Annotated in this window: 9 protein-coding genes; 5 read left to right on the top strand and 4 right to left on the bottom strand. The window is 31.2% G+C overall.

Annotated elements, in window-relative coordinates; translation table 11 throughout:
* Positions 1 to 19 precede the first annotated feature (19 nt).
* From VJY32_RS12260 to VJY32_RS12250, 3 genes are read right to left on the bottom strand one after another with little or no spacing between them, the layout of a single operon-like run.
* On the bottom strand, positions 20 to 1168 hold the full coding sequence (locus tag VJY32_RS12260) for an iron-containing alcohol dehydrogenase (protein ID WP_353678213.1): 1149 nt from the start codon (positions 1166 to 1168) through the stop codon (positions 20 to 22).
* A 45-nt stretch (positions 1169 to 1213) separates the two neighbouring features.
* The gene (locus VJY32_RS12255; RefSeq protein WP_353678212.1) at positions 1214 to 2788 is read right to left on the bottom strand and encodes a 4Fe-4S dicluster domain-containing protein; all 1575 of its coding nucleotides are present in this window, start codon (positions 2786 to 2788) and stop codon (positions 1214 to 1216) included.
* A gap of 1 nt (position 2789) precedes the next feature.
* Positions 2790 to 3713 (bottom strand): DUF362 domain-containing protein, encoded by a 924-nt coding sequence (locus VJY32_RS12250; protein WP_353678211.1) that lies wholly within the window; start codon positions 3711 to 3713, stop codon positions 2790 to 2792.
* Positions 3714 to 3804: 91 nt separating this feature from the next.
* On the opposite strand from VJY32_RS12250, the gene VJY32_RS12245 reads away from it, so the two are divergent.
* Entirely contained in the window at positions 3805 to 4320 is a 516-nt protein-coding gene (locus tag VJY32_RS12245) for a hypothetical protein (protein ID WP_353678210.1), read from the top strand.
* Positions 4321 to 4334: 14 nt separating this feature from the next.
* Here VJY32_RS12245 and VJY32_RS12240 read toward each other — a convergent pair whose 3' ends face one another.
* Positions 4335 to 4976, bottom strand: a complete 642-nt coding sequence (locus VJY32_RS12240) for a glycosyltransferase family 2 protein (protein WP_353678209.1) — start codon at positions 4974 to 4976, stop codon at positions 4335 to 4337.
* Between the two features lie 95 nt (positions 4977 to 5071).
* Between VJY32_RS12240 and VJY32_RS12235 the strand changes: the two genes are divergently transcribed.
* From VJY32_RS12235 to VJY32_RS12220, 4 genes are all read left to right on the top strand, one after another.
* Positions 5072 to 5317 carry a hypothetical protein gene (locus tag VJY32_RS12235; RefSeq protein ID WP_353678208.1) on the top strand — a complete coding sequence of 82 codons (246 nt, stop codon included), beginning with the start codon at positions 5072 to 5074 and terminating at the stop codon, positions 5315 to 5317.
* 20 nt (positions 5318 to 5337) lie between these two features.
* A complete protein-coding gene (locus tag VJY32_RS12230) occupies positions 5338 to 8211 on the top strand; it encodes a protein O-mannosyl-transferase family (RefSeq protein WP_353678207.1) in 2874 nt (957 codons plus the stop codon).
* 75 nt (positions 8212 to 8286) lie between these two features.
* The gene (locus VJY32_RS12225) at positions 8287 to 9342 is read left to right on the top strand and encodes a glycosyltransferase family 9 protein (RefSeq protein WP_353678206.1); all 1056 of its coding nucleotides are present in this window, start codon (positions 8287 to 8289) and stop codon (positions 9340 to 9342) included.
* 907 nt (positions 9343 to 10249) lie between these two features.
* Positions 10250 to 12292 (top strand): M13 family metallopeptidase, encoded by a 2043-nt coding sequence (locus VJY32_RS12220; protein WP_353678205.1) that lies wholly within the window; start codon positions 10250 to 10252, stop codon positions 12290 to 12292.
* The last annotated feature ends 167 nt before the right edge of the window (positions 12293 to 12459 follow it).

Genomic DNA, 12459 nt, shown 5'->3' with positions numbered 1-12459 from the left:
TTTTTACCAAAAGTAAAAATTATTCTAAACAGAGCTGTAAAATTTCAATTACTTCTTTTTTGCCAATATTTTCATGTTCACCAAGTTTTTGATTTCTTTCTTCGAATCTCTGTGCAATCTCATCAAATTTTTCTGTTCCAATTCCATTTTCTTTGAGTTTTGTTTTCATGCCGAGTGAACGGAAAAATTCTTCGGTCATTTCTATTGCCTTGTCGGCAGCATCATCCCCTTCATAATTCCATACATTCTTTGCATATTGTTTTAATTTATCTTCTTTATTATTCTTTTGATGTTTCCACACACCGGGTAAAACAATTGCTAATGTTCTTGCATGGTCAAGTCCATAAAATGCTGTTAATTCATGACCAATTGAATGAGTTGCCCAGTCTTGAGGAACACCACAGCCAATATTTCCATTAAGAGCTTGAGTAGCAGTCCACATTAAATTTGCTCGCACATTATAATCAGTTGGATTTTTTAATGCCTTTGGTCCTTCTTCAATCAATATTTTTAATAATGCTTCTGCAAATTTATCCTGAACAATCGCATTCACGGGGTAAGTCATGTATTGTTCTGTTACATGAACAAAAGTATCAACAATTCCATTAGCTGTTTGCCATTCAGATAAAGTAAAAGTTGTTTCAGGGTCTAAAATTGAAAATCGGGGATAAACAAGTGGATGACCAAAAGCAAGTTTTTCTTGTGTTGATTCACGAGATATAACAGCAAACATATTCATTTCTGAACCAGTAGCCGGCAATGTTAAAACACTTCCGAGCGGAATAGCATTTTTTGGTTCAACACCTTTTGATAAAATATCCCACGGGTCTCCATCTTCATACAAAGATGCTACAGCAATAAATTTTGTTCCATCAAGAACAGAACCTCCCCCTACACTTAATAGAAAATCTATTTTAGAATTTTTACAGATATCAACAGCTTTCATTAATGTTTCATATTTGGGATTTGGTTCAATTCCTCCGAACTCATGTAAATTAAAATCTTTGAGAGCTTCTTTTACCTGTTCATAAACTCCATTCTTTTTTATTGAACCGCCGCCGTAAGTCATTAATATATTTGAATCTTTTGGAATAAGGGAAGACAGTCCTTTAATTGTCCCTTTCCCAAAAACTATTTTAACTGGATTATGATATATAAAGTTATTCATACTTAACTCCTTTTTTATATTAAATTCATTTTGCAAAAATAAAAATTAGAAAGGAAACTCTTCCTTATAATCAATTTTTTGCTGTGGTTTTTGTTCTTCAAGATTCTTTTTGGCAATTTGATGATAAACATTTCCTTCAACATAAATTGCTTTGTATGGTTTTACGGGACATGCATATTCACATGCACCGCACCCAATGCAATATTCTTCTCGAACTTCAGGAATGAATAAATTTTTTTCGAATGGTATCATATGAACTGCTTTTGTGGGACAATGTTCTGAACATGCACCGCAATCAGTTTTTTGAGTATTAACAATGCAGTTATCTTTAATAAATTTTGCTTTACCAATTTGTGTTAATTTTTTCTTTTCTATCTCTATGGGTAAAATTGCACCGGTTGGACATACCTCCCCGCAAATATTGCAATCAAAATTACAGAAGCCAGCTTCGTTATTTAATCTTGGTTGAAGCATTCCAATAAATCCATATTCCAGAAAAGAAGGTTGAAGTACTTGAGTTGGACATGAACTTACACACAAATGGCATGCAGTACAAATTGAATTAAATCTTTTTATGCTGATTGAACCCGGGGGTGATACAGCATTTTTTCTAAATATTGGTACTGTGCTCGGCTTTGTTACAACAATTTGTTTTTTAACCTGAGCAAATATTGAAGATAGCGATGCTAAATATATTCCAGTTGAAAGTAAAAATTTTCTTTTTGATTCATTAATTATTTCAACTTCCTGTTTCTCTTTTTTTTCATTCTTTATTCCAAATGTGATGCCTTGAGTTGGACATAATGAAATGCAATCAAAACAAGCAACACATCTTGACATATCCACAGTTTTTAATTCACTATCTATACAATTTGCTTTGCAATCGCGTTCACATAATCCACAACTTAAACATTCTTCATCTTTGATAATTATTTTGAAAAAAGAAAATTTTGAAATAAATCCCAGTAATGTTCCCACAGGACAAACTGTATTACAGTATAATCTTCCTTTTTTATATGATAAATAACCAATGAGGATAAAAAAACAAATTGTTATAATAAATGGAATTAAATTAAAAGACTTTATTTCGTAAGGATATAAAGAATAAATTTTTATATTAGATAAAATATTTGCTAAAGTATTATTGACGCCTATTAATATAGGTCTAAAAATATTTCCAGCGATTCTGCCGTAAATGCTATAAGGGTCAAGTAAATTTATTCCAAGAGCAATTCCTGATAAAAATAAAAGAACACAAATTCCAAGAAATGACCATCTTAATATTTTTTGTTCTTTCAAGAATTCGAATCTTCTTTTTCTTTTTTTAATTTTCTTTGCAATATAGTTAATTATATCCTGCAAAAATCCAAGTGGACAAATTGTTGAGCAGTATATTCTTCCAAAGAGAATTGTTAATAAAAATATCATAATAAAACCGCTTGTAAAGACAGTGAATACAGCAAGAGACTTTAACAGAGAGGGGACAAATTGAAAGTAAAGAACATATTTTGTAAATGAAGCCGGAATTTGTTCTGTAAAATCAACAAGAATTATTGTAGTTGGAATAAAAAATAAAATAGAAAAAACAATCCGGAATTTTCTGAGCAATGATGTATTCATATCAGAGAATTATTCTGTTAATTTTAAGAGAATCAAGATTTTTATTACCTACTCCTAAATCATAAGCTAAATTAATGTATGAAATTTCATTAGGGTCGATGCCAAATAATTTTGCAGCTGCTGCATCGGCGGCAACTATATCTGTAGAAATTATTTGTGATTTCATTATGACTACATCTGCCATAGACACTCCTCGAGGTCCGTTGCTCTTCAATACATAATATGCATCAACAACATTTAAATCTGGTTTTCTGAATGTGCTGAAATCTGCTATGCATTGATGTAAATCTGTCCTATGCCAGTACCCTCTGTCCCATACAGTTCCCATAAGGTTTTTCATGCATATAGTTAATCTAGTAGAGCCATGATGTTTTAAGATAGGCATATTGATAAAAACATCGCATTCAAGCAAAAGTTCGTGAACTTTATCTTTTTTTAGTTTCCTGCCTTTTTTAATTTCAACATTTTGATAATAGCTTTCGCTGTTTGCAGGCACAATTTCTCCACCTGCATTTTTAACTGCTTTTTCAATTCCGCTGTTTGAATAACATCTTCTCCAGTCGTCACATGTATGGTCGAATACATAAACCTTTTTTGCCCCTGCATTATAGCAATGTTCAATTACTCTTGCTACAAGTTTTGGGTTTGTATTACCGGCGCGTTCAGGAACAACATCCCAGCCAATGTTTGGCTTTATTAATACTGTTTGATTTTTTTTAACAAATGCTTTTATGCCGCCTAAAGACTTAATTCCCTCATCAAACATTCTATCGGGTTCGCCACCTTTTATTGCGATTAGGTCATATGGTAAAGATGAATATGTTTCTTTTGAAACTAAATTATTTATAAATCCAGGGAATGTTAATGATGCACTTAAAATAGTTCCTGCTTGAATGCCTTTTCTAATAAATTCTCTGCGCTTCATTTTTTTCCTCCGTTAATAAAATTCCTTTCATTAAAAGATTGATATATATTATATTGTATCCAAAATTTACAAAAAAATAATGGATGAAGAAATGAATACCAGTACAATTTTATTAAGTGAAAGCAAAATAAGAAACATTGCTTTTGATTTGATAGCACTGTCTGTAATCACTTTAACACCTGCTTTGTCGCACTTACTCAGTATTCCTTTATATTTATTGGAACCAATGAGAATTATGTTGCTGATATCTTTGCTTTATACTACTAAGAAAAATGCATATATACTTTCATTTGTTTTGCCATTCTTTTCATTCTTTATTTCAAGCCATCCGGCACTACCCAAAGCAGTACTCATTTCTACTGAATTGATGTTGAATGTTTATCTTTTCTTTTTATTGTCACAAAAGTTAAATAATAATTTTATTGCAATGTTCTTAAGTATTGTAATGAGCAAGTTTTATTATTATGCAATAAAATTTTTATTGATTACACTTGGTTTGATGACTGGTGAAATTGTATCCACTCCAATTTATTTACAGCTAATAGTTGCACTGGCAATTTCATTATATACATTTATTGTGTTTAGGAAGGAAAGCAAGTTAAACTAAATTTACTAAAAATTTTACTCTATAGTTGAACAGATACTGTCAGGTGTGTCTCTGTAATAAATGTAAGTTGGAAAATCTACTTTTTTGATTTTAAATATCTTTACTGCTCGTTCAAAAAAATCAGAGTCATCGCTGTATTTTAAGTTTTGAAATCCATTTAATTCAAAAAATACTTTTCTTTTACCAAAAAATGTTCCTCCAATAATACATTCTGAAAGATGAATTAATTTTGTTAAATCATTTTTGTCTTTAACATAAGGAGGCCCAATTATTTCAACTCCACCATGAATTAAATCTATTTCCGGATTATTATTCATAAATTCAATTCTTAAGCTTAAATGCTCGGGTTTATATTCATCATCACTTCCTAAGAATGTAATAAAATTTCCTACCGAGGCTTGAATGCCTGCATTTGTTGTAAGAGGGGTTTTTCTGTTTGAATGTCTCAGGTATCTAATGTTTTCGTAACTGAGAATATATTTATCAAGCAATTTAATTGAATCATCAATGCTTCCATCATCAACAATAATTAATTCCCAGTTTTTATAAGTTTGTTTAATTACAGATTCAATTGCTCGTTCGAGATAATTTTTTCTGTTATAAGTCGGAAGAATTATTGAAACATCAGGATGATAATTTTTGTAAACTTGCATCATAAAAAAATGAATTTAGTTTAATTCAAATATAGTTTTTTATTGAACTAATTTTTAATTAATTTCACTTATTAATTTAACAACAAAGAAGACATAAAATGAGTTCTCGAGAGCAAAAGAATTATTTTGAAATCTTAAAAAAGTATGAAAGAAAATTTGAGCCAAAAGAACTGGAAGAATATAAAATGCTGCTCAAGCGGCACAAAGATGATGAAGACCTCGACAAACTCTCTTTGGAAAAATTAAAATCACTTTATATGAAATATCATGTCAATCGCGAAAAAAAGAATTATGATTATTTATTTAAAAAGTCAGATAATAATTCCAATAATCAATCCTCCTAATAAAAATTTGTGGTGGTAAAATGAATTACAAAATATTAAATCGAATTATTGCAGGAATTGTTTTTTTAATCAGTCTTTTTGTTTTCATTTCTACTGTTCAACCTTCAGTTTCATTCTGGGATTGCGGTGAGTTTATTGCTTCTTCGTATGCAATGCAAGTTCCTCATCCTCCCGGCACTCCATTCTTTTTGATTCTCGGCAGAGTTTTTTCGATGATTCCTTTTGCAGAAAATATTGGTTTGCGGGTCAATATGATTTCTGTTCTGGCAAGTGCCTTTTCTGTAATGTTTTTATATTTGATAGCCGTTAAATTAATCCAGAATTATAGAAAAAAAGAACCTGAGAATTTAATTGATGCTCTTGCAACTTATCTTTCTGCTGCCATTGGTGCTCTGTCACTTTCTTTCAGCGATACTTTCTGGTTTAATGCAGTCGAAGCAGAAGTTTATGCAACTTCAACTTTCTTCATTGCATTTGTAATCTGGTTGATGATTTTATGGAATGAAAAAGCTGACCAGCCTGATAATGAAAAATATTTAATTCTTATTGCATACCTTATTGGTCTATCAACTGGTGTTCATTTAATGTCAGTGCTTGCAATTGTTCCAATTGTAATGGTTGTAATATTTAGAAAATATGTTACTGATGAAGAAGTTCTTAAAAAAACCGGGATAATTTTTGTAATCCATTCAATTATAATTTTAGCAATTGCATTTATGATGTGGGCTTCACAAAATGAATCCACTCCACCATCTTATGAGCAATATCAACAAATTGATATGAGATTTTGGATGGTCTTTGCTGTTGTAAGTATTATGTTCATGGGTGCTCTTTACAAAAAAATATTTCAACGAAGTTCATTCTATATTCCAATTATTATTGGTGGTATTGCTCTTGTAGCAGTTTATCCAGGAATTGTTAAATATGTTCCAAAGCTGATTACAATCATCGCTGGAAATGATTATATACTTGATATTATTGTCTCAATACTTCTGTTTGCAATATTGGGTTTTGGAATTTACTGGACAGCAAAAAATAAAAAACCAACATTAAATTTGATATTTAAATGTGCATTCTTTGCAATGATTGGCATTACAACTTATGCAATGATTATTATTCGTGCTAATCAGGAAACACCAATCAATATGAACAGTCCAAAAACTTTTACTGAACTTGAATCTTATTTAAATCGTGAACAGTATGGTGATTTCCCGATTTTCAAAAGAAGATTTTCTAATGAACCACACCAGCAGGCAATTTATACAAATTATTCGAGTGACCTCGATTTTCTGCTTCGCTATCAAATGGACCATATGTTTAATCGATATTTATTCTGGAATTATATTGGAAGAGTTTCGACTTATCAGGACAGCGGTATTGATTGGACTGATTTATATGGCATTCCATTTTTCATTGGTCTATTTGGTTTGTATTTCCATTTCAGAAAAGATTGGAAAATGGCATCTGTCTTTCTTGTAATGTTTATTTTCCTTGGTTACCTAACAGCATTTTATCAGAATCAACAGGAACCTCAACCGCGTGAAAGAGATTATTTTTATGTCGGGGCTTTCTTTGTATTTTCATTATGGATTGCAATTGGAATGCGCGGATTGATTGAATTGCTTTATGAAAAATTTGATAAAATAAAAAATCTTACACCTGCAGTTATAATTCTTCTCCTTTTTGGCTTTATTACTGTTCCTGCCAATATGCTGCGTGTAAATTATTTTGAGCATGACCGTTCAAGAAATTATGTGCCCTGGGATTATGCTTACAACCTTTTGCAAAGTGTTGCTCCAAATGCAATACTCTTCACAAATGGAGATAATGATACATTCCCGCTATGGTATCTGCAGGATGTTGAAGGTGTAAGACGCGATGTTCGAATTGCTAATTTGAGTTTGCTTAATACTCCATGGTACATTAAACAATTAAAAAATACTTCTCCTTATGGTGCTGAAAAAGTTGCAATGAGTTTTACTGATGATGAAATTGACCAGCTTACAGTTCAAAGATGGGAACCAGTTGAAATGTCAATTCCAGTTCCAGAAGATATTATAAAAGAATGGGGAATTACAGATACTTCTGTAATTAAAAAAGGAAAGATTACATGGCGAATGGATAGTCCTGTTCAATATGGAAATATAAAAGCAATTCGTGTTCAGGACTTAGCAGTTCTTGATATTATAATGCAGAGTAAATGGAAAAGACCAGTTTATTTTGCAATGACCTGTTCAGAAGATAGTAAACTTGGTTTGCAGGACTATATGCAATTGGAAGGAGTTGCATTAAGAGTTGTGCCTAAGAAGTTCGCTTCGCAAACTTTTGAATATATAAGTGAACCAATTGTTAGAAAACAGTTGTTTGATGAACCAGAAGGTTTCAGTAAAACTTATCGTCCCGGTTTTAAATTTAGAGGCTTGAATGATAAAACTATTTTCTTTGATGAAAATCATGAACGTCTTGTTCAGAATTATAGAAATACATTTTTAAGACTTGCAATTCATTATCTGTATCAACTTAAAGACAGCACCAAAACAATCGAAACACTTAATATGATGGAAAAGAAAATTCCAAGAAGTGTTATTCCAATTGATTACAGAATTCAACATGATATTGCACGTCTATATTATGCTGCAGGTGATATGAAGGATTATACAATTTATGCTAAGGAATTAATTGAGACTGCTAAAAAAGTGCTTAAGCAAAATCCACAGGATTTTACAAGCTGGAATAATCCTTATGACATACTTCTTACTCATTATGAGAATTTGAAAATGTATAGAGAAGCAATTGATGTATTAAATCAACTTGCTGCTTATATTCCAAACGATGAAACAGTCAAAAGTTTATTGAATAGATACAAGAGACTTGCCGGTGATACAATAAAATAAATTTGATTAAAACATGGACGACACAGATTATTTTCTGTGTCGTCTGTGTAAGTTAAAAACTAATCCGCTCATACTATGAAAATCCTTGTTATTGCATTATCCGGAATTGGCGATGCATTAATGTTTACACCCGCACTAAAAAAGTTAAAAGAAGAATTTCCAGCTTCTGAAATTGATGCTCTTGTTATGTATAAAGGTGTAAAGGAAATTTATGAACGGCTTAAAGAAATTTCGAAAATTCATTACTGGGAATTTTTAAAAGAAGGGAAAATAAAATCACTTCTCTTTGTCTCTAGGTTAAGAAAAAAATATGACATCTCAATAAATGTATATCCATCAAATAGAAAAGAATATAACATCATTAATTTTTTGATTGGAGCTAAAAAAAGATTAGCCGTAAAATATCTCAGAAAAGATTTTCAAAATTTTGGATTTTTGAACAACTTTCGTATTCAGGAAGATGATAATCTTCATAATGTTGAAGAAAATATAAAACTATGTGAATTGATTTCGAACAAAAAATTTAATGATGTTTCAGAACTAATACTGAATTTTATAAATGATGATTTAGAGTTTGGTGAAAATTTTCTTAAAGAAAAAAATATTACTGAAAATGAATTGGTAATTGGTTTTCATCCCGGATGTTCAACCTTAAAAAATCATGATAAAAGAAGATGGGAGACCGATAAATTTGCTGAACTTGGTAAAAAATTAATTGAAGAACACAAAGCAAAAATTTTAGTATTTGGAGGACCGGAAGAAAAAGTCTTAAAAGAAGATGTAATTAAAAAAATCAACTCTCATTCTGCAATTAGTGTAAATACATCATCATTAATTCACACAGCAGCAGTAATGAAAAGATGCAACATATTTGTAACAAATGATTCCAGTTTAATGCACATTGCATCTGCATTAAAATTAAATGTTGTTGCAATTATTGGTCCAACAAATCCAAATTACATTCATCCCTGGAAAACAAATTACAGAATTGCATCATTAAATCTTGATTGCTCACCATGTTTTTATTATTCCCCTAAACCATTGAAATGTACCCGCAAGGATATTCAATTCAAGTGTATCAAAGAATTGAATACAGCATTGGTATACAATCATGTAAAAAGTTTTCTGTGAAATATTAAATCTTTAGTGAGCAGAAAAATTAGGAAGTGCAGAAAATAGTAAAATTAATATGATTTGCTGTTGAGTGAATAAAATTATTTTCTTGCAGATTTCACAAATTTTTTGCGGATATCATTAAGTGTCATTCATTCTTCCCTGTTATTCTAAGGAATTCGCCATTATTTTTTCCCCTGTCATTCTAAGTCCGCCATTTTTGGCGGACGAAGAATCTAACTCAGTTTTTGTTTTTTTGAGATTCTTCATTCCGCTTTGCTCCATTCAGAATGACGGTGTTATTTCTTTCCTGTCATTCTGAGGAGTCCCGCCGATAGGCGGACGAGGAAGAATCTAATCCTTTTTGTTTTAGAGATTCTTCATTCCACTTCGTTCCATTCAGAATGACTTTTTATTTTCAATTCAATCATTATAAATAAACTCACCCTAAATCCCTCTCTTAAAAAGAGAGGGACTTTTAATCTACCACAATCTTTTCGTTATGAATATTTTCTATAATTTTCTTTTAGCATTTAGAATGACTCTATAATCAAATATACTTGCATGTCATTCTGAGTCCGCCATTTTTGGCGGACGAAGAATCTAACTCATTTTTTGTTTTTTTGAGATTCTTCATTCCGCTTTGCTCCATTAAGAATGACTGAAGTAATACACAAATGGCGAACTCAGAATAACGATATAGTTCATGTGGTAAACGGTGAAATTTATTTATCGCTGATTTCGTAGACTTACGCGAATTATTTTCTGCGAACATTTGCGCTACTCAGAGTGAACTTCAAAAAATAGGAATTAAATTTTTTACTACTTCAATACAAAATAATTTTGTATTAATTTTACTAAAAACAAAACAATTAATTTCTTTAATCGTCTTAATTGCTGTTGTTAAAAAATAATTGAGGTTTATATGAACAGAAATATTTTCTCACCGCTTTTTATTTTTGTACTATTTTTTTCACTCTCAATTTACTCACAGAATAACAACAACTGGAAATCAAAAGGTTTTGATTTAAGAAGTCTGGACAAAAGCATTTCACCATCTCAAAACTTTTATCAATTTGCTGTTGGCAATTGGGCAAAGAATCATCCAATTCCAGAAGACCAAACACGCTGGGGCTCATTCTCAATTCTTGAAGAAGAAAACAACAAAATTTTAAAATCTATAGTTGAAGAACTCGCAAAGAATAAAAATTTACCCAAAGGTTCAGCAGAACAAAAAATTGGAGACTTCTTTGCAACTGGAATGGATTCTTTAAGAATTGAAAAGGAAGGTTATAATCCTATCAAACCATACTTGCAAAAAATTGATAACATTAATAACAAAAGAAATATCATTGAAACCATAGCAGAACTTCATTTAACTGGGATGCCTGCTTTGTTTAACTTTTTTGTAAATGCTGATGCAAAGAAAAGTGAATTAAATATTGGCATCATTTCTCAAGGTGGATTAGGATTGCCTGATGTTGAATATTATACTAAAGATGATAATCGTTCAAAAGAAATTCGTCAAAGATATGTTCAACATATTGCTAATATGTTTAAGTTGATTGATGTTGATGATGAAACTGCAAATAAGTATTCACAAATTGTAATGGATATCGAAACAAAACTTGCAAAAGTATCAAATACACGACTCGAAAATCGCGACCCTTACAAGACTTACAACAAAATGACCGTCGATAATTTGAAATCAATTTCAGGAGATCTTAACTGGGATAAATATTTTGAAAAATTAGGTATTGATAAAATTGAGGTTGTAGTTGTTAATCAGCCAAAATTTATTAAAGGTGCTTCGGAATTAGTAAATCAAATTCCCTTAAATGATTGGAAAATATATTTGAAATGGAATGTGCTTCGTTCTTCTGCAGGGGCTCTAAGTTCAAAATTTGTAAAAGAGCAATTTGAATTTGAAAACAGATTCATGCGTGGACAGCAAGCAATGGAACCAAGATGGAAAAGGGTTCTTGGAAGTTTGAACAGAACGATGGGAGAACTGCTTGGTCAAATTTATGTTGCAAAAGTTTTTCCTCCAGAAGCAAAAGAGAAAGCAAAATCAATTGTAAATAATCTTCTTGTTGCAATGGGAGAAAGTATAAAAAATCTTGATTGGATGAGTGATGAAACAAAACAGAGAGCTCTTACAAAACTAAGTACTTTTGGTGTAAAGATTGGTTATCCAGATAAATGGAAAGATTATTCTGAACTTGAAATTGCTCGTGATTCTTATTTCAAAAATTTGAGAAGAGCAGCTGAATGGGCAAGAAAAGAAAATTTGAAAAAAATTGGTAAACCTGTTGACAAATCAGAATGGGGAATGACACCTCAAACGGTTAATGCTTCTTATTCACCAACAAAAAATGAAATTACATTTCCTGCTGGTATTCTTCAACCTCCGTTTTTTAATCCTTTAGCAGATGATGCAATAAATTATGGCGCAATGGGTGCTGTAATTGGTCACGAAATTACTCACGGTTTTGATGACCAGGGAAGAAAATATGATGAAAAGGGAAATATTAAAGATTGGTGGACAAAAGAAGATAACGAAAAATTTCAAGCTCGTGCACAAAAATTAGTTGAACAATATAATAATTTTGTTGTCATTGATACTTTTAGAGTTAATGGTGCATTAACACTTGGAGAAAATATTGCAGACCTCGGGGGATTAACAATTTCTTTTGCTGCTTTTAAGAAAACAGACCAGTATAAAAAAGGGGAACTAATTGATGGCTTTACTCCAGCTCAAAGATTTTTCCTCGGTTGGGCACAAGTTTGGGCTACTAATATTCGACCCGAAGCTTTAAAACTTCAGGTCAAAACTGATGTTCATTCTCCAGCTGTGCAAAGAGTAAATGGACCACTTATGAATATGCCTGAATTTTTTGAAGCTTTTGATGTTAAATTAGGTGACCCAATGCGCAATCCCGATGAGAAAATTGTTAAAATCTGGTAAGCAGCAGAATTAAAAAGTAGAACACAAGTTTGACTGCTAAAAGCACATGACACAGATTGGACAAATGACCAAAAGATAATATCTGTGAAAATTTTGTCTAATCTGTGTCATCAGTGTTCTAAAAAATTTTTAACTTTTTATTTGACCTAAGAATTAAAAAAATGCAA

Origin of the sequence: Rosettibacter primus, from assembly GCF_036860675.1 — a bacterium.
In the GTDB taxonomy this organism is placed as follows: domain Bacteria; phylum Bacteroidota; class Ignavibacteria; order Ignavibacteriales; family Melioribacteraceae; genus Rosettibacter; species Rosettibacter primus.
This window is presented reverse-complemented; position numbering and strand designations above follow the sequence as displayed.

Coding starts and splice junctions, on each gene's coding strand:
- VJY32_RS12260 (WP_353678213.1), bottom strand. CDS start 1,168: ATGAATAACTTTATATATCATAATCCAGTTAAAATAGTTTTTGGGAAA.
- VJY32_RS12255 (WP_353678212.1), bottom strand. CDS start 2,788: ATGAATACATCATTGCTCAGAAAATTCCGGATTGTTTTTTCTATTTTA.
- VJY32_RS12250 (WP_353678211.1), bottom strand. CDS start 3,713: ATGAAGCGCAGAGAATTTATTAGAAAAGGCATTCAAGCAGGAACTATT.
- VJY32_RS12245 (WP_353678210.1), top strand. CDS start 3,805: ATGAATACCAGTACAATTTTATTAAGTGAAAGCAAAATAAGAAACATT.
- VJY32_RS12240 (WP_353678209.1), bottom strand. CDS start 4,976: ATGATGCAAGTTTACAAAAATTATCATCCTGATGTTTCAATAATTCTT.
- VJY32_RS12235 (WP_353678208.1), top strand. CDS start 5,072: ATGAGTTCTCGAGAGCAAAAGAATTATTTTGAAATCTTAAAAAAGTAT.
- VJY32_RS12230 (WP_353678207.1), top strand. CDS start 5,338: ATGAATTACAAAATATTAAATCGAATTATTGCAGGAATTGTTTTTTTA.
- VJY32_RS12225 (WP_353678206.1), top strand. CDS start 8,287: ATGAAAATCCTTGTTATTGCATTATCCGGAATTGGCGATGCATTAATG.
- VJY32_RS12220 (WP_353678205.1), top strand. CDS start 10,250: ATGAACAGAAATATTTTCTCACCGCTTTTTATTTTTGTACTATTTTTT.